This is a genomic window from Ruoffia tabacinasalis, from assembly GCF_042652985.1.
Classification (GTDB): domain Bacteria; phylum Bacillota; class Bacilli; order Lactobacillales; family Aerococcaceae; genus Ruoffia; species Ruoffia tabacinasalis.
On the sequence record NZ_JBHSHQ010000061.1, the window covers coordinates 12,445 to 30,171 of the forward strand.

Consider the following 17,727-nt stretch of genomic DNA (forward strand, 5'->3'; position numbering starts at 1 on the left):
TGAGAATTAAAGATGAGTAATTTACCCATAAATAGTAAAGACGCTCAGATAATACAGTTTTTATATAAGAAATCAGAAGAATATCTATCAAGTACGTTGATTGGCGAACACATTAGTGTGTCAGACCGAACCGCCCGCAAATATATTAAGAATATTAAACAATTTCTACCAGAACACGGTGGGAAAATCGAAACGAAAAAAGGCTATGGCTTCAAATTAAAAGTCACTGACAGCGTGAAGTTTAACCGGATGTTAGAAGAGTTGAGTTCTAACCGACGCAACCCTTCTGATGTTCTGTCTATGACGGAAGCGAAAGACCGAGAACGATTCATTTTAAACAAGATTTTCTTAGAAGATCAGTTGTTTACGGTAGATGAATATGCGATTGAGTTATTTGTTAGTACATCAACGATTATGCACGCTCTGCAAAACATACGCAACTTCTTCAGTCATTATGATTTAACTTTACGTAACAATGTGAATGAAGGGGTATCTGTTGAAGGACCTGAAATTGAGAAAAGACGCTTTATCTTGAATTACTTTTTTGATTCAAAGCAAATCGATTACTTTATGGACTTTAATCATGACCATTTTGCAGGCTTAGATTTATCGATTGAGTCATTATTTATTATAGTTTTAGAAGAATGTCGCAATGGCGCAATTCAATTATCTGATTATGTATTACAGAATCTTGTCTTACACCTTGCTTTAGCCATTGTACGAATTAAGGCAGGTAAGACGATTGATTCCTTTCGAAGTAAGCAAAGTCTGGATATTAGTTATGAGATTGAAATTGCGGACCGTATCGTAAAGCGAGTGGAAACATTAGCGGATGTGACGTTTCCAGATGATGAAGCCAACTACATTGCCCTCCATCTGAAGTCTAAATCTAAACATGATAAAGCCGATGATCCGGAAGCAAGTAAGACGGAGTTACAAAACCAGATTATTGAAGTTTTATCACTGATTGAGGAAAGTAGTGAGATGCAATTTAGTATGGATCCCATGATTGTGATGGGATTGGAGGCGCATTTTGAACCGTTACTGACTCGGTTGAAGATGGACATTCCATTAAAGAATCCCCTATACGAGGAAGTATATGAAAAATACGCCCCCGTATTCAATGAAACGAAACGGTACTTTTCTCAAATGCCTCTATTAAAAGACTTTGAGATTGATAATCATGAATGGGCTTATATTACCTTACATATGCTGGCGTCAGTTGAGCGGTTCCGTCAAAGTCAACGTTTGAAAGTGATCGTGATTTGTTCTACCGGAATGGGAAGTGCGCAAATGCTTCGCAACCGATTAGAGAATGAATTTGGTCAAAGTATTCAAATTGTAGATGTCATTAGTTACTATCAACTGAATGAGAGTCAATTGGAAGATGTGAATTTAATCGTCTCAACGATTGATATTTCAGTGTCTTTCTTCTCAATTCCAGTCGTTCGTGTCAGTGTCTTTTTAACCGAATCAGACATTGCTCAAATTGATGCTTATATTAAAGACCGGAGTTCAACAGACAGTTTCGTAACACCGAAATTACTGGCTGAAAACCATGCCCTGCGATTATTTGACACTTACTTTAGTGAAGATAGATATTTAGTCACATCAGGGCCGCAGACGCGCGACACACTTTTGAAAGAATTAGTGAGCAGCTTAACGGGTTGTCAAACACCGTCGCAAGTGAATGAATTTATTAAACATATTGAACTGAGAGAACGTTTTGGTTCCCTCGCTTTCTCAGATACAATCGCCTTTCCACATCCGTCGATTGCCTTAACAGTGCATAGCGAGATGGCGATAGCCATTGTACCAGAAGGGATGTATTGGGATGAGGATCACCAAGCAGTCAAGTTTATTATTTTAATGTCACCGTCAAAAGTGATGAATAAAGGCTTAAGTCAAGTGACGGATTACTTCGTTGATTTAATCGACAATGAAGCCGATCAGGCTGAGTTATTGGAAGAGCCCAGTTTTGAACATTTTAAAGAAAAATTTATAAAAAATCATACAAAGCAAAAGGAGAAATAGAATATGAAAGAGATTATGTTAGTTTGTAACGCAGGTATGTCAACAAGTATGTTAGTAACAAAAATGCAAAAAGCCGCTGAAGCTCAAGGTGTCGACGCGAAAATTTGGGCAGTATCATTATCAGAAGTGGATGAAAACATTAAAAAGAATAACATCGAAGCCATCTTAGTTGGACCGCAAGTAAAATTCGTCGTTAAAAAATTCAAAGCCGCTTATGAACCAGAGATTCAAGTGACAGATATTCCAATGGCAGATTATGGAAGAATGGATGGAGAGAAAGTTCTAGCTTTAGCACTTTCCCTGCTTGACTAAAAAAGAAACGGAATGGACAGATAGGAGTACAGACAAATGAGTGAACCAGTAAATTTAGAAGCTATTATGGGCTTAATTATGTACGGCGGAGATGCTAAAGGAAAAGCGATTGAAGCCATTGAAGCAGCTAAAGAAAATGATTTTGAAACTGCTGAAGCGAAGATTGCTGAAGCGAGTGAATCTTTAGTCACAGCGCATCAATCTCAAACAAGTTTATTAACCAATGAAGCTCAAGGCGAATCGATGGAAGTGTCTTTATTATTAATCCACGGACAAGATCATTTGATGAACGCGATTACCTTTATTGATTTAGCCAAAGAAGTGATTGATATTCATAAAAAATTCGCTGCCTTAGAAAAGTAGGTGAAAGGATTGGAAATTACAAAAGTATATGATGCACATTCGGAAGATTTCTTTCATCTTCTAAGAAATTCTTTCAAAGCAGATTATCAAAGTAATACTAAAAAAGCCATAAATGTGTTAGATATTCAACCAGGACTCAAGTACACAAAACATTTTGGCAAAGACAATAAACAAAAAGTGCTTATTGAAGTGGAAGAGATGACTTTTCCACTTCATTACCGAGTGAAGTTATCTTCGAATCGAGGAGATAATATTATTGAATACTTAGTTGAACCAAAAGATGACAATGAAATAGAGGTGACTTACCGAGAAGAATACGTGAATACGGATTTTTTCACTAAATGGAATAACAAACTATTGTATCCATTATTTAAGAAGAAATTTCAAAAACGGATGGAAGCACAAGTCGATAATTTAATAAGACATTCTAAAGTAAGGAAGGGAAGCTAATGACAGTAAAAAACTTTCCAAAAGGCTTTCTATGGGGATCTGCTTCGGCAGCTTACCAAGTAGAAGGCGCTTGGGATAAAGATGGTAAAAGTGAATCAATTTGGGACCGCTATGTTCGCATTCCAGGAACAACTTTTAAAGGAACGAATGGTAACTTAGCTGTCGATCATTATCACCGTTACAAAGAAGATGTTGCTTTAATGGCAGAACAAGGCTTAAAAGCTTACCGATTCTCTATTGCTTGGACGCGAATCTTACCTCAAGGCCGCGGGGAAGTAAACCAAGCGGGTATCCAGTTCTATTCAGACCTAATTGATGAACTGCTTGCCCATGATATTGAGCCGGTAGTGACGATTTATCATTGGGATTTACCGCAAGTGTTACAAGAAGAGTATGGTGGATGGGAATCACGCCAAATTGTGGATGACTTTGTTAATTATTCCGCCGTTCTCTTTGAAGCTTTCGGCGACCGCGTTAAGTATTGGGTGACATTAAATGAGCAAAATATCTTTATGACTTTAGGTTATGTTCAAGAATTACACCCACCGAAAGTCCACAGTTACCAGCGCATGTATAATGCCAACCATAATGCGAACTTAGCGAATGCATTAACAATTAAAAAGTTTCGTGAAATGAAAGTTCCTGGGCAAATCGGACCAAGTTTTGCTTACAATCCAGCCTATTCCATTGATTCGAAGCCAGAGAATGTAATCGCCACTGAAAACTATGAAGCCTTTAACAGCTCATGGTGGATGGATATGTACATTAATGGAAAATATCCTAAGACAGTATTGAAAGCGCTTGAGGGTATGGATATTCATATTGATATCCAAGAAGGTGATGATGAAATCCTTGCCGATGCCCGACCTGACTTTTTAGGAATAAATTATTATCAAACGAATACAGTTGCTTATAATCCAGTGGATGGAGTATCAGTTGGGAAGATGAATACAACCGGCGAAAAGGGATCTTCGGAAGAATCAGGTATGCCAGGACTTTTCAAACGCGTGCAAAACCCATTCGTCGAACGAACAAATTGGGATTGGGAAATTGATCCGCAAGGTTTGAAACTAGGTATTAAACGCATTACCAATCGTTATGACATTCCAATTATGATTACGGAAAATGGTCTGGGTGAGTATGACAAGTTAACAGAAGACAAAGAAATTCATGATGACTACCGTATCAAATACATTAGTGACCATGTGGATGCGATTGGAGAAGCTATCCAAGAAGGTTCAGACGTGATTGGTTACTGTACTTGGTCTTACACGGATTTACTGTCATGGCTGAATGGGTATCAAAAGCGTTACGGTTTTGTGTACGTTGACCGTGAAGAAGATGATGCGACAGCGAAGTTAACACGTTATAAAAAAGATAGTTACTATTGGTATAAAAATTTAATAGAACAATTTAACAAGGAGGTAAATTAATATGTCGTTTAAAGACAATCTTACAGACAAATTTATGGAGATCTCAGGTAGAATCGGATCTCAACGCCACTTAGTCGCAATTCGTGACTCATTTATTGCGGCGATGCCGATAACGATGGCGGGTTCAATTGCTGTATTACTTAACGTATTCTTACGTGACTTACCAACAAACTTAAGGTGGGATGGCTTCTTATCTGCTATGGCACCGATTGTTGAAATTAACAGTTACGTGTATGCCGGAACGATTGCCTTAATGGCGATGTTCTTCGCATTCTCACTCGGTAGCAACTTAGCAGAAAGCTACGGCGTGAATTCACTTGCCGGAGGATTAATCTCATTCGCCAGTTTCCTAGCTGTTGTACCTCAAACGATTGATGTAGCAACTGATTTATCAGGCGTTGATGGATCAGTCATTTCATCACTGACAGAATTTGGAATGACAGTGTCTGAGACCGATGGGGTGTCGAGTTTAATGACAAACACAACCGGTCTGGCCTTAAATTATCTAGGTGCGACTGGATTATTCAGTGCATTAATTATTGGGATGATCTCAACGATGATTTATTCATACTTAATGCGTAAGAACATCACGATCAAGATGCCAGATACAGTACCACCAGCAGTTAATAAAGCATTCGCTGCTATTATTCCAGGTACAGTTGCCATTTATGCTTCAGCTATCATTGGTTATTTAGCTTTATCATTGACTGGTTTATCACTGAATGATTTAATTTCTCAATACATTCAATTACCATTAATGGGCTTATCACAAGGTATCGGAAGTGTTATCTTATTAACATTCTTAGTTCAATTATTCTGGTTCTTTGGTTTACATGGACACAACGTTCTTGCACCAATTATGGACGGAGTATACGGAGCAGCCTTAAACGAGAATACTGCCATCTATGAAACTACACGTGATATCGCTCAATTACCTTGGGACTGGACACGTGGATCATTCGATGCTTATGCACAAATGGGTGGTTCAGGAGCAACACTTGCTTTAATTATCGCCATTCTTTGGTTCTCGAAACGTGAAGAACACAAAACAATTGCTAAATTATCAGCACCAATGGGGATTTTCAATATTAACGAGCCGGTCATCTTCGGTATGCCGGTTGTATTAAACCCACAATTTGCAATTCCTTGGTTAATTACACCACCAATCTTGGTTACGATTGCTTATCTTGTAACTTCATGGGGATGGGTTCCGCCAGTATTCTTAGCAGTTCCTTGGATTACACCTCCAGGACTATACGCATACCTTGCTACCGGTGGTAGTTTTGGAGCAGCTGTCCTATCACTCTTTAATATTGTCGTGGCATTTTTCATCTATGCACCGTTTGTCATTGCAGCCAATCGAGTGAAAGTAGACGACACAACGATTGAGTCTGTGAATTAATATGGATTCAAAATGGAAAACAGCGATTGTTGCTGTAGGTTTCGCAATCATTTGTCTAAGTACAACCGTGGAAAATAATATTCCGACTATTATTACCGGAGTAACATTTGTCTTTTACGGCTGGTATTTACTGAGAAAAGATCGCAAGAAAACAAAGAAAAACTAGATTAAATACATGACTCTATTAAATTTTTACACGATACCTCCACTTGGTCTTGAGACTGGGTGGAGGATTTGTTTATGAAAGCAATTGTTAATAAAAGTTTATAAAAACAGTTGCAATTTAAAATAGTATAGGTATAATAACTTTAAAAGGATTGTTACTGACTATGCAGGCAAAACCTAAATATATGTAAGTGAAAGATTTGCTGGGGTGGACCCACTTTTATTTGCATATGTTTAGGTTTTTATTTTTGGAAAGGATTGCTAATGGGCTTATGCGGATACAAAAAATTCTAAATAACAACGTTGTACAAACAAGTAAAATAATGAAGAATTAATCGTCATGGGACGAGGCATTGGTTTTCAAGGTAAGGTCGGTGATCCCATTGATGAAGAAAAGATTCAAAAAACGTTTATATTAAAAGATGACGATTCTATGTTCACGGATATATTTAATGAATTATCGACAGAAGAAATTGACACAGTTTTTATAATTGTAAGGTTAGCTGAAGAAAAGTTAAAACAAGACTTTGAAAGTCATGTTTACATTACTTTAGGAGACCATTTGCATTATGCAATTGAGAGACAAAAAGAAAATATGCCGCTAACAAATCCTTTAGCTTGGGAAGTTAGACGACTTTATAAAACAGAATATCAAATTGGTGTTCAAGCATTAGATATCATTGAAGAACGGACAGGCGTTCGTCTAGTTGAAACTGAAGCATCGGCCATTGCTTTGCATTTAATCAATGCTCAAAAAGAAGGGCATATGATGGAGCAAACGATGCGCGCGTTAAAAATTGTACAAGGTATTTTAAATATCGTGCGATTGCATTTCGGCCATGATTTTGATGAAGATTCCTTTGCGTATCAACGCTTTGTTACACACCTTCAATATTTCGCTCAAAGAGTGAATTCTAAGTTACAACAAGGATCGAATGATTCATTCTTATATGAACAAGTTCGTGATACTTATCCAGACTCATTTAAATGTTCTGAAAAGATTAAACAATACATTGAATCGACATATGATTTCCCAGTGGGTCGAGAAGAACAAGTGTATTTAACAATTCATATTCAAAAATTAACAACTAAATAAATCAATCTACTTTAGGATTGTTACTGGTCAAGCAGGCAAAACCTAAATAGATAGTATGAATGCACACCCCCATTTTGTGGGATGAGTGTTGTTTGATTCGTATTATCTATTTAGGTTTTTTCTTTTGATCAAATTCGATGAAAAGGAGGAACATCAAAAAATAAAACTAAATAATATACAGGTAAAGAGACAATCAATGCTTTAAAAATAAGGAGGAAGAAAAAATGGCAAAAAATTATGATGAACTAGCAAAAGATATTATCGCTCACATTGGTGGGGAAGAGAATGTCCGCGACTTAAGACACTGTATTACACGACTAAGATTCCGTTTGAAAGATGAGAGTAAGGCTGATACAGAATACTTAAAAAAACGTGATGGTGTTGTGACGGTTGTTCAAAGTGGGGGACAATACCAAGTTGTTATCGGTAATCACGTACCCGATGTGTATAATGCCGTCATTAATAATTCAGGTATTGGTGGCGAAGCAAGTACAGAAGATGATGGACCTAAAGGGAATTTATTCGATCAATTTATTGATTTGATGTCTGGTTTATTCCAACCATTTTTAGGACCTATGTCTGCAGCCGGTATCTTAAAAGGTGTCGTAGCTAATCTGGGTGCGTTAGGTATGACTGAAGCCAATGGTGCTTATGCCTTATTAAATGCTGCAGGGGACGGATTCTTCCAATTCTTGCCGTTTATGATTGCATTAACAGCAGCGAAACGATTCAAGATGAATCAGTTTACTGCGATGGCCGTGATTGGCGCAATGTTATATCCAACATTAACTAACTTAGCTGAATTACCTGTGCTTTATACGTTATTCGAAGGAACGGTTATTGAATCTCAAATAACATCTACCTTCTTTGGAATTCCAATTATCTTACCACCAGGTGGTTATTATTCAACGGTTATACCAGCTATCTTTGCGATATTTATTGCCTCAAGATTTGAGAAGTGGTTTGCGAAACGCTTGCCAGATACCATTAAAACATTCTTTACACCATTCTTTACTCTATTATTAAGTGTTCCGTTATCGATGTTAGTATTTGGACCTGTGGCGACTTGGTTATCTGACTTAATTTGCGCGGCTTTTATTGCCTTAAATGGCTTTAGTCCAATTTTATTTGGTGTAGTATTAGGTGGCGCGTGGCAAATATTAGTATTATTCGGACTTCACTGGGGACTTGTACCAATTATGATCTTACAGGTTGCTCAAAGTGGGATGTCAAATATTGGAGCGGTTATCAACGCGGTTAGTTTTGCGCAAATGGGTGTTATGATCGCGATTTACTTTAAGACTAAAGAAGCAAAAGTGAAGCAACTATCTGTTCCAGCGATTATCTCTGCAGCCTTTGGGGTAACGGAACCTGCCATCTACGGATTCTCATTACCAATGCGTACACCATTTATTATCTCATGTATTGGTGGGGCAATCCAAGGTGCCTTTATCGGAATTACTGGTACGATGATGTACAACATGGCTGGTTTAGGGGTATTTACAATTCCTGCTTATATTGACCCATCAGGCGTTGATACACGTAGTTTATGGATGTACTTAATGAATATTGCGGTAGCAACTTTAGCTGGTTTTGTATTAACAATGTTTACAAAAGTTCCTAAATTATATGAAGATGAAGTAGAAGTAGCAACAACAAACGGTGCAGCTTATAGTGATACAAGTAATGCGAGCCTAATTGATGAAACGTCTACAGACGATGGCTTAGCAGCCCAAGAAATTATTGCTAGCCCAATTAGTGGTCAAGCAATGCCATTAAGTGAAGCACCGGACGAAGTATTCGCAAGTGGTGCAATGGGTAAAGGAATTGCGATTGAACCAACAGAAGGTGTCGTTTATGCGCCAGTTAATGCAACCGTAACAACGATCTTCCCAACAGGACATGCGATTGGCTTAACAACAGAGAATGGGGCAGAGATACTCATTCATATTGGTCTAGACACTGTCAATTTAGATGGAAAAGGATTCGAAAAACTTGTTGAAAACAATCAACAAGTTGAAGCCGGACAAGAGCTAGTTCGTTTCGATATCGATTTAATTAAAGAAGCTGGCTATGAAACTGTTACACCGATTGTTGTGACTAATACTGGAAATTATTCAGATGTTCTAGTGACGAATGATTCTGAAATTCAACAAGGTGACTATTTATTCACAACAGTTAAATAGTTTAAATTCACTTTAATGTGTCAGTCTTACACAAAACCACTCATTTATCTGTGAGTGGATGTGTAAGGCATTTCAATAATAGGCAAATACTAGAGAGTGACGACTAAAAAAGTTACAATAGCATTGTAGGGTTACAAAGACAACAAGGAGGAATGGAAATGGGATTTAGAGATGATTTCTTATGGGGAGGCGCAACTGCTGCGAACCAATGTGAAGGTGGATATGATGAAGGTGGCCGTGGTTTAGCCAATGTGGATGTTGTTCCCATTGGAGAAGACCGTGGACCAATTATTACCGGACAAATGAAGCATTTAGATTTTGATGATGCGCATTTTTATCCAGCAAAAAAAGCGATTGACATGTACCATCATTTTAAAGAGGATATTGCTTTATTCGCTGAGATGGGCTTGAAGACATACCGCTTTAGTATTGCTTGGACGCGTATCTTCCCTAAAGGTGACGAGCAGGAGCCAAATGAAGCAGGGCTTAAATTCTATGAAGAATTAATCGATGAATTACTCAAATATGACATCGAACCGCTTGTGACAATTACTCATTTCGATATGCCAATTCATTTAATTCAAGAATACGGTGGCTGGAGAAATCGTGAAGTTGTAGACTTTTACGAACGTTTAGTGACTGTTCTATTCAATCGCTTTAAAGGAAAAGTAAAATACTGGCTAACATTTAACGAAATTAATATGATCTTACATGCGCCATTTATGGGAGCGGGACTTGTATTTGAAGAAGGTGAGAATCAAGAACAAGTGAAATATATTGTTGCTCATCACGAACTACTCGCAAGTGCCATCGCAACGAAAGTAGCTCATGAAGTTGATCCTGAGAATATGGTCGGTTGTATGATTGCGGCTGGACAATATTATCCAAATACACCAAATCCAGCAGATGTTCGCCAAGCACAAATGGATAACCAAGAGAACTATTTCTTTATCGATGTACAATCACGTGGGGAATACCCAGCGTATGCACTCAAACAATTAGAGCGTGAAGGTATTGAGATACCTTTCGAAGAAGGCGATAAAGAGTTATTAAAAGAGCATACGGTTGACTTTATATCATTCTCTTATTACTCATCACGTGTATCGTCTGCTGATCCGAAAGTAAACGAGAAGACGGAAGGGAATATTTTTGCATCAGTGAAGAACCCATATTTGGAAGCAAGTGAGTGGGGATGGCAAATTGATCCATTAGGATTCCGAATTACAATGAACGAATTATACGACCGTTACCAAAAACCGTTATTCGTTGTTGAAAATGGACTAGGAGCTATTGATACTCCTGATGCAGACGGAAATATTGTAGATGATTACCGAATCGACTACTTAAAACAACACGTGGAGACAATGAAAGAAGCCGTTGAATTAGACGGCGTTGATTTACTTGGTTACACAACTTGGGGTGTCATTGATTTAGTGTCAGCAGGTACGGGAGAAATGAAGAAGCGCTACGGCTTCATCTACGTTGACCGGGATAATGAAGGAAACGGTACGTTAGCCCGTTCTAAGAAAAAATCTTTTGACTGGTATAAACAAGTAATTGAGTCAAATGGAGAGGACTTAGATTATACGAAAGGTTAATTTAGATCGATTTTTGTAAAGGAGAGAGGATATGTCACGATTATATTTAATGCGGCATGGTCAAACTTTATTCAATGAGTTAAAACGAATTCAAGGAGCCTGCGATTCACCACTAACAGACTTAGGTAAATCACAAGCCGAAGAGGCTAAAAAGTATTTCGAGAGTGAGTCACTTTCCTTTTCGGGTCTTTATTCATCAACCCAAGAGCGTGCGTCTGATACATTAGAAATTGTGAAGCCAGATGAGGCTTATACGCGTCTGAAAGGTTTAAAAGAATGGAACTTTGGTATCTATGAAGGGTCTCCAGAATACTTGAATCCACCCGCTCAAGAAGGGCAAGAAAGTTATGGGGATTACTTCAAGACATATGGTGGTGAATCAGTGACTGAAGTTGAGGAGCGCATGTCTGAAACTTTAACAGAGTTGATGAAACAACATCGAGATGGGAATGTTTTAGCGGTGAGTCATGGAGGTGCTTTGTATGCTTTTTATTTAAAATGGCGCAAAGCAGAAGACATTCGTCCGAGCTTCTCAAATTGCTGTATCTTAGTGTATGACTATGAAGATGGGAAATTTGATCTGGTCGAGAGTATCAATCCCGGACAATAAGGAGAATTATGTGAGCAAATATATTTTTTTAGATGTAGATGGGACATTAGTGACGTATGAAAACCACTTGCCGGACTCTGCAGTCAAAGCAATTAAAGCGGCGCAAGCTAAGGGGCATAAAGTGTATACAGTCACAGGTCGCAGTAAGGCTGAGATGTATCAAGAGATTTTAAATATTGGTTTTGACGGTTATATAGGTGGTAATGGGAATTATATTGAAAGTGACGATGAAGTACTTGCACACCGTACTCTAACCGCTGAAGATACCAATCGTATTGTTAATTGGTTACATGAGCGGGGGCTGGAATTTTATTTAGAAGCTAACAGCGGTCTTTACGCGAGTAAACATTTTGAAGAGCGGGGCTTGCAGACAATGAGAGACTACGTTGCATACAAAGGCCATGCGGATGAGGGAATGACGGTTCGAAAAGCCTTTCCGGAAATGTTATTTGGTGAAGACTTGAATCGCTCTGATATTAATAAGATTAGTTTTATTCTTGATAGCTACCAAGATTTTAAAGAAGCGGAAGCAGAATTTTCCGACTTTAAAGTAGGTACTTGGGGTGGTCGAGGCGAGAAAGCTTTATTTGGAGATATTGCTTTAGCTGGAATTAATAAACAGACGGCGTTGGATTTCTTATTGAAGGAAAAAGGCGTTGACCGTAAAGAGACGATTGCATTTGGGGACGCAAATGTTGATATTCCCATGCTTGAGTTTTGTGATGTAGGTGTAGCAATGGGGAGCGGCGGTGATGGCATTAAAGCCATGGCAGATTACGTGACTGATGCTACTGAAGAAGATGGTTTATATAATGCATTTAAGCATTTCGATTTAATTTAAAAAGGAGAGTTAATAAATGACTGAAACAGTATTTCCAAAAGGATTTTTATGGGGTGGGGCAACGGCGGCCAACCAATATGAAGGTGCCTATAATGAAGACGGTAAAGGCTTAAGCGTTCAAGACGTGATGCCTAATGGAATCACGACACCGCCAACTGAGGAACCGACGGAAGATAATTTGAAATTAGTTGGGATTGATTTTTATCACCGCTATAAAGAAGATATCAAATTATTTGCAGAGATGGGCTTTAAGACGTATCGGACTTCGATCGCTTGGTCACGTATTTTCCCTAAAGGGGATGAGGCGGAGCCAAATGAAGCGGGTCTAGCCTTTTATGATGCGGTCTTTGACGAATGTCTGAAATATGGTATCGAGCCCTTAGTAACGCTATCGCATTATGAAACACCGCTTCATTTAGCACGTGAATACAATGGTTGGGCGAGTCGTGATTTAATCGGCTTTTACGAACGTTATGTGACAACGGTTTTCAACCGCTATAAAGATAAGGTAAAATACTGGTTAACATTCAACGAAATTAACTCGGTATTGCATGCGCCATTTATGAGTGGTGGAATTAGCACACCTAAAGAAGAGTTGTCAGAACAAGATTTATATCAAGCAGTGCATCATGAATTAGTGGCGAGTGCATCAGCAACTAAAATCGCACACGAAATTAACCCTGATTTCCAAATCGGATGTATGGTGCTTGCGATGCCGGCGTATCCGATGACACCAAACCCTGAGGATGTATTAGCAGCCCGTAAATTTGAAAATAATAACTTCTTATTCTCAGACATCCATGTTCGCGGTGAGTATCCTGGTTACGCAAAACGCTTATTCAAAGAAAAAGGGATTGACATTGACTTTGCTGAAGGTGATGCAGAATTATTAAAAGAAAACACAGTGGACTTTATTTCATTCAGTTACTACATGAGTGCAGCAATGGCACATAATATGGAAGAATATGATTCTGGTGAAGGAAATATTATGGGTGGGATCAATAACCCTTACTTAGAAAGTTCTGAATGGGGATGGCAAATCGACCCAGTTGGATTACGCATTGTGCTAAATGACTTCTGGGATCGTTACCAAAAACCACTATTCATCGTAGAAAACGGTCTAGGTGCTAAGGATGTTCTAGTTGAAGGTGCCGACGGAGAGATGACAGTAGAAGATGATTACCGAATTAACTATCTGAAACAACATTTACAACAAGTGGGTGAAGCAATCAAAGATGGTGTGGACTTAATGGGTTACACAACTTGGGGTTGTATCGACTTAGTTTCAGCTTCAACGGCTCAACTAAGTAAACGTTACGGCTTTATCTACGTAGACCGCAATGACGACGGATCAGGTACATTAAATCGCTACAAGAAAAAGTCATTTGACTGGTATAAAGAAGTAATCTCGACAAACGGCGAAAGTTTATACAAATAAATTTAAGGAAGCTATCTACTTTTTAGAGTAGGTGGCTTTTTTGATGGGAAAGTTAGGAAACATGCATTCGAAAAAGATTTGAGTGCTCGATTTCGACTAAACGATCATTCGAAAAAGATTTGAGTGCTCGATTTCGACTAAACGATCATTCGAAAAATATTCGAGTGCTCGATTCCGGCTAAACGATCATTCGAAAAATATTCGAATGCTCGATTCCGGCTAAACGATCATTCGAAAAATATTCGAATGCTCGATTCCACAATTTAAACAGCCCACCCAGTCAACCCCACTTATTTCCAAGCAAAATCCACCAAACTTTTATGAATAATTATTCATAATTTACTAGCTAACCTTTGTAACCGTTTTCCCAGAGTGGTAAACTTTTCATGTAATGCATTATTGAGTAGAGGAGGAAGAAAGATGGTAAGTATTATTTTGGCGAGTCATGGAAAGTTTGCTGAAGGACTATTACAATCAGCACAGATGATTTTTGGAGAGCAGGATCAGATTAAAACTGTGACTTTTATGCCAGAGGAAGGGCCGGAAGATTTGAAAGCGAAGTTGGAGACAGCCATTTCGTCATTTAGTTCGGATGCAGAGATTTTATTCTTAGTCGACCTTTGGGGAGGGACACCGTTTAATCAAGCGAATATTTTGTTTGAGGAGATGTCAGAAAGGGCTGCGATTGTGTCTGGAATGAATTTGCCGATGTTACTTGAAGCTTTAGGAACACGGATGGGAATGGAGAAAGCACACGAAGTGGCGACACACATTCTTGGTCAGGAGCAAAGTGGTATTCGCGTTCGACCCGATGAGTTAACCCCTGAGATAGAAGCGGGAGTTGTTTCTGAATCAGGCGGGGCAGCGCAATTAGAGCCAGGAACGGTGATTGGAGACGGTCAGATAAAATACGTCTTGGCGAGAGTCGATACTCGTCTATTACATGGACAAGTGGCAACTGGTTGGGTAAAAAGTGTGAATCCAACCCGAATCATTGTTGTATCAGATAAGGTGGCCAATGACGAGATGCGTAAGACGTTAATTAAACAAGCGGCGCCTCCAGGAATTCGGGCGAATGTTATTCCGATTGCTAAATTAGCAGAAATCAATGAAGATCCGCGATTTGGTGGTACAAGAGCGCTTCTATTATTTGAAACGCCACAAGATGTGCTGGAAGCAATTAATCAAGGGGTTGACATTGATGAAGTGAACTTAGGATCCATGGCACATACAAAAGGAAAAGTCATGATTAATAACTCAGTTTCCGTTGACGATGATGACGTGAAGACAATTATGGAGCTAAAAGATAAAGGCGTAAAATTCGATGTACGTAAAGTGCCGGCGGATTCAGCTCAAAATCTTGAACGGCTACTTAAAAAACAAAATTTAATATAGATTAAGGAGGATTCAAAATGACAGACATTACAATAATTCAAGTTGTCCTTATTATTATAGTGGCGCTTTTCGCAGGATTTGAAAGTGTTCTGGATGAGTTCCAATTACATCAACCTATTATTACGTGTACGTTAATCGGACTTATTACAGGTAATCTAGCTGAAGGACTTTTATTAGGAGGGCAATTACAACTGATTGCCTTAGGATGGATGAACATTGGTGCAGCGATGGCACCGGATGCTGCTTTAGCCGGCGTTGTTTCTGGGATTTTAGTTTTAGTCCAAGGAGCTTCAATGGGTGAAGGGATTGCGGTAGCGATTCCGTTAGCAATTGCTGGGCAAGTGTTAACTATCTTTATTAGAACGGTTGCGGTAGGTTTATCTCATTATGCTGACCGTAAAGCAGAAGAAGGAGATATTAATGGTGTAGCATCAGCCAATATCATGGCTTTAATGTTACAAGGTTTACGTGTAGCAATTCCAGCTGGTTTAATTTTAATGGTTTCAGCTCAAACAGTTACAGACGCACTGAATGCAATTCCAGATGTCATTACTGGTGGACTAAACGTTGCCGGTGGAATGATTGTTGCGGTAGGTTATGCAATGGTTATTAATATGATGGCGTCGAAAAGTTCATGGCCATTTTTCTTCATGGGATTTGCTTTAGCAGCAGTTACTGAACTGAATTTAATTGCGATGGGTATTATTGGTTTAAGTATCGCTTTAGTTTACATCTCAATTGCACCACAGTTTAACGCTAATTCAGGTGGTGGCGGTGGTGGAAATTCAGTCGAAGCTGCTTTAGATGACATTTTAGAAGATTATTAGATAGGAGGGTATAAAATGACTGAAGAAGTAAGAAAAGATCGTATAAAACTAACAAGAGCGGATCGGATGCGCGTGTCATGGCGAATGACTTTTATACAAGCATGTTGGAACTTTGAGCGGATGCATAACGTTGGTTGGGTATACGCCTTAATTCCTGCGATTCGAAAATTATATACAACAAAAGAAGATAGAAGTGCTGCACTTCAACGTCACTTAGAATTTATTAATACTCACCCGTACTTACAAGCGCCAATTGCTGGGGTTGTACTTGCTTTAGAAGAAGAGAAAGCAAATGGTACTGATATTGATGACCAGGCGATTCAAGGTGTGAAAGTTGGGATGATGGGACCTCTGGCGGGAGTTGGAGACCCAGTATTCTGGGGTACATTAAGACCTGTATTAGGTGCTTTTGCGGCATCACTGGCATTATCTGAGAGTATTTTTGGACCAATTATTTTCTTCCTAGCGTGGAATATTATCCGTATCCTATTCTTATGGTACACACAAGAATTAGGTTATAGATCAGGGAATGAAATCACGAAAGACTTGAGTGGAGGTATTTTACAAAAAATCACTCAAGGGGCATCAATTCTAGGAATGTTTATTATGGGAGTGTTAGTGCCAAGATGGACAACTATGAACTTCCCCTTAGTGCTATCTCAAGTGGAAAATAGCCAGGATACAATGGTCGATTTCCAAGCATTGACGGACCAAGCGAACAGCAATGCTTTGTCCGTTGACACGATTCGGGATCTCATTCTACAAGTCCAATCGGGAGCGAATGTCGCGACTGAAACGACAATGACCTTGAATGATGTATTAAATGAACTATTACCAGGACTTATGCCACTAATTCTAACATTCGCATGTATCTGGCTACTCCGCAAGAAAGTAAGCCCAATCGCAATTATTGGAGGAATCTTTGTTCTAGGTATTGCGTTATATTCTGTTGGAATTATGGGTTAATTTTAAATGTCAGTTGATTTTTTAAATGCAACGGTGGAATATACTACACGTGCCAACGCAATGTTGAACCCAATTATTCCCAAATCTGGTATATTTTTAATGGGTGAGAAGGGCATTGAGTTTCGCTCAGAAAAAGGTCCAGGCTTTATTCAAATTCCTTGGACCTCTGTTGAAAATATCTTCGTGCAAATGTTATTCGGCGGGCGTTATGTCCGCGGATTTACAATCGCGACTGATGAGGGACAATTATTTGAGTTTGTGGTCAATGATGCGAAAGATACTTTGAAATACATGCGCAAGTATCTTGAACGCGACGTGTTCCAAGCGAGTAAAAGTAATATTAGTAAAGTCTTAGGTCAATTCAAGAAATAAATAGAGGAACTTATTCTGCAGCAACTAGATTTGAGAAGTTGTTGTAGGATAAGTTCCTTTTTTGTTCATTCTACTAAAAATATCTAACAGTGAGCTATTGTCTAGAAAATTTTGACTATTCTCCAACATTGTCTAGGGTTAATGCGCGAGAAATATAGGTGGTCCACGAATGAAACGGGCATGTCTCTGTCTGTCCAAGTTCATAGTGCCAGTATAAATTCGGAAACACGCATTCGAAA

16 protein-coding genes and 1 pseudogene are annotated in these 17,727 nt (G+C 38.8%); all 17 read left to right on the top strand.

From position 1 onward, the window contains the following. Positions 1-12 precede the first annotated feature (12 nt). The 17 genes and pseudogenes from ACFO5Y_RS09870 to ACFO5Y_RS09950 all read left to right on the top strand — a co-directional run bounded on the left by ACFO5Y_RS09870 (position 13) and on the right by ACFO5Y_RS09950 (position 17,488). The gene (locus tag ACFO5Y_RS09870) at positions 13-2,034 is read left to right on the top strand and encodes a BglG family transcription antiterminator (RefSeq protein ID WP_197104337.1); all 2,022 of its coding nucleotides are present in this window, start codon (positions 13-15) and stop codon (positions 2,032-2,034) included. Positions 2,035-2,037: 3 nt separating this feature from the next. Beyond that, the gene (locus ACFO5Y_RS09875) at positions 2,038-2,346 is read left to right on the top strand and encodes a PTS sugar transporter subunit IIB (protein WP_138404875.1); all 309 of its coding nucleotides are present in this window, start codon (positions 2,038-2,040) and stop codon (positions 2,344-2,346) included. Positions 2,347-2,382: 36 nt separating this feature from the next. Next, positions 2,383-2,709: a PTS lactose/cellobiose transporter subunit IIA gene (locus tag ACFO5Y_RS09880; RefSeq protein WP_197104336.1), complete on the top strand. Its 327-nt coding sequence runs from the start codon at positions 2,383-2,385 to the stop codon at positions 2,707-2,709. A 9-nt stretch (positions 2,710-2,718) separates the two neighbouring features. Next, positions 2,719-3,159 (top strand): DUF3284 domain-containing protein, encoded by a 441-nt coding sequence (locus tag ACFO5Y_RS09885; protein WP_171031330.1) that lies wholly within the window; start codon positions 2,719-2,721, stop codon positions 3,157-3,159. Beyond that, positions 3,159-4,592, top strand: a complete 1,434-nt coding sequence (locus ACFO5Y_RS09890) for a glycoside hydrolase family 1 protein (protein ID WP_197104335.1) — start codon at positions 3,159-3,161, stop codon at positions 4,590-4,592. Before ACFO5Y_RS09885 ends, ACFO5Y_RS09890 begins: the two co-directional genes overlap by 1 nt. A gap of 1 nt (position 4,593) precedes the next feature. Beyond that, positions 4,594-5,994 carry a PTS sugar transporter subunit IIC gene (locus ACFO5Y_RS09895; RefSeq protein WP_231606866.1) on the top strand — a complete coding sequence of 467 codons (1,401 nt, stop codon included), beginning with the start codon at positions 4,594-4,596 and terminating at the stop codon, positions 5,992-5,994. Between the two features lies 1 nt (position 5,995). Continuing rightward, positions 5,996-6,160, top strand: coding sequence for a hypothetical protein (locus ACFO5Y_RS09900; RefSeq protein WP_197104334.1), 165 nt, complete (start codon positions 5,996-5,998; stop codon positions 6,158-6,160). Between the two features lie 271 nt (positions 6,161-6,431). Then, positions 6,432-7,255: pseudogene (gene licT, locus ACFO5Y_RS09905) on the top strand (BglG family transcription antiterminator LicT). A gap of 224 nt (positions 7,256-7,479) precedes the next feature. Beyond that, complete coding sequence (locus tag ACFO5Y_RS09910; RefSeq protein WP_197104333.1) at positions 7,480-9,441, top strand: beta-glucoside-specific PTS transporter subunit IIABC; 1,962 nt, start codon at positions 7,480-7,482, stop codon at positions 9,439-9,441. A 158-nt stretch (positions 9,442-9,599) separates the two neighbouring features. After that, the gene (locus ACFO5Y_RS09915; protein ID WP_209494317.1) at positions 9,600-11,039 is read left to right on the top strand and encodes a 6-phospho-beta-glucosidase; all 1,440 of its coding nucleotides are present in this window, start codon (positions 9,600-9,602) and stop codon (positions 11,037-11,039) included. Between the two features lie 31 nt (positions 11,040-11,070). Further along, positions 11,071-11,649, top strand: a complete 579-nt coding sequence (locus ACFO5Y_RS09920) for a histidine phosphatase family protein (protein WP_197104331.1) — start codon at positions 11,071-11,073, stop codon at positions 11,647-11,649. Beyond that, the gene (locus ACFO5Y_RS09925) at positions 11,606-12,490 is read left to right on the top strand and encodes a Cof-type HAD-IIB family hydrolase (protein ID WP_197104351.1); all 885 of its coding nucleotides are present in this window, start codon (positions 11,606-11,608) and stop codon (positions 12,488-12,490) included. The genes ACFO5Y_RS09920 and ACFO5Y_RS09925 overlap by 44 nt, the downstream gene beginning before the upstream one ends. A gap of 16 nt (positions 12,491-12,506) precedes the next feature. Next, on the top strand, positions 12,507-13,928 hold the full coding sequence (locus tag ACFO5Y_RS09930) for a glycoside hydrolase family 1 protein (protein WP_197104330.1): 1,422 nt from the start codon (positions 12,507-12,509) through the stop codon (positions 13,926-13,928). A gap of 420 nt (positions 13,929-14,348) precedes the next feature. Next, positions 14,349-15,323: a mannose/fructose/sorbose PTS transporter subunit IIA gene (locus tag ACFO5Y_RS09935; RefSeq protein ID WP_197104329.1), complete on the top strand. Its 975-nt coding sequence runs from the start codon at positions 14,349-14,351 to the stop codon at positions 15,321-15,323. 17 nt (positions 15,324-15,340) lie between these two features. Continuing rightward, positions 15,341-16,150, top strand: coding sequence for a mannose/fructose/sorbose family PTS transporter subunit IIC (locus tag ACFO5Y_RS09940; protein ID WP_197104328.1), 810 nt, complete (start codon positions 15,341-15,343; stop codon positions 16,148-16,150). A 15-nt stretch (positions 16,151-16,165) separates the two neighbouring features. Continuing rightward, on the top strand, positions 16,166-17,116 hold the full coding sequence (locus ACFO5Y_RS09945) for a PTS system mannose/fructose/sorbose family transporter subunit IID (protein ID WP_197104327.1): 951 nt from the start codon (positions 16,166-16,168) through the stop codon (positions 17,114-17,116). Positions 17,117-17,122: 6 nt separating this feature from the next. Continuing rightward, positions 17,123-17,488: a DUF956 family protein gene (locus ACFO5Y_RS09950; RefSeq protein ID WP_197104326.1), complete on the top strand. Its 366-nt coding sequence runs from the start codon at positions 17,123-17,125 to the stop codon at positions 17,486-17,488. Positions 17,489-17,727: the final 239 nt, after the last annotated feature.

What these genes read in the sequence shown, in the direction of transcription:
- ACFO5Y_RS09925 (WP_197104351.1), top strand. Translation starts at nt 11,606, where the DNA reads ATGGGAAATTTGATCTGGTCGAGAGTATCAATCCCGGACAATAAGGAG.
- ACFO5Y_RS09945 (WP_197104327.1), top strand. Translation starts at nt 16,166, where the DNA reads ATGACTGAAGAAGTAAGAAAAGATCGTATAAAACTAACAAGAGCGGAT.
- ACFO5Y_RS09880 (WP_197104336.1), top strand. Translation starts at nt 2,383, where the DNA reads ATGAGTGAACCAGTAAATTTAGAAGCTATTATGGGCTTAATTATGTAC.
- ACFO5Y_RS09895 (WP_231606866.1), top strand. Translation starts at nt 4,594, where the DNA reads ATGTCGTTTAAAGACAATCTTACAGACAAATTTATGGAGATCTCAGGT.
- ACFO5Y_RS09930 (WP_197104330.1), top strand. Translation starts at nt 12,507, where the DNA reads ATGACTGAAACAGTATTTCCAAAAGGATTTTTATGGGGTGGGGCAACG.
- ACFO5Y_RS09890 (WP_197104335.1), top strand. Translation starts at nt 3,159, where the DNA reads ATGACAGTAAAAAACTTTCCAAAAGGCTTTCTATGGGGATCTGCTTCG.
- ACFO5Y_RS09900 (WP_197104334.1), top strand. Translation starts at nt 5,996, where the DNA reads ATGGATTCAAAATGGAAAACAGCGATTGTTGCTGTAGGTTTCGCAATC.
- ACFO5Y_RS09940 (WP_197104328.1), top strand. Translation starts at nt 15,341, where the DNA reads ATGACAGACATTACAATAATTCAAGTTGTCCTTATTATTATAGTGGCG.
- ACFO5Y_RS09910 (WP_197104333.1), top strand. Translation starts at nt 7,480, where the DNA reads ATGGCAAAAAATTATGATGAACTAGCAAAAGATATTATCGCTCACATT.
- ACFO5Y_RS09915 (WP_209494317.1), top strand. Translation starts at nt 9,600, where the DNA reads ATGGGATTTAGAGATGATTTCTTATGGGGAGGCGCAACTGCTGCGAAC.
- ACFO5Y_RS09920 (WP_197104331.1), top strand. Translation starts at nt 11,071, where the DNA reads ATGTCACGATTATATTTAATGCGGCATGGTCAAACTTTATTCAATGAG.
- ACFO5Y_RS09950 (WP_197104326.1), top strand. Translation starts at nt 17,123, where the DNA reads ATGTCAGTTGATTTTTTAAATGCAACGGTGGAATATACTACACGTGCC.
- ACFO5Y_RS09870 (WP_197104337.1), top strand. Translation starts at nt 13, where the DNA reads ATGAGTAATTTACCCATAAATAGTAAAGACGCTCAGATAATACAGTTT.
- ACFO5Y_RS09935 (WP_197104329.1), top strand. Translation starts at nt 14,349, where the DNA reads ATGGTAAGTATTATTTTGGCGAGTCATGGAAAGTTTGCTGAAGGACTA.
- ACFO5Y_RS09875 (WP_138404875.1), top strand. Translation starts at nt 2,038, where the DNA reads ATGAAAGAGATTATGTTAGTTTGTAACGCAGGTATGTCAACAAGTATG.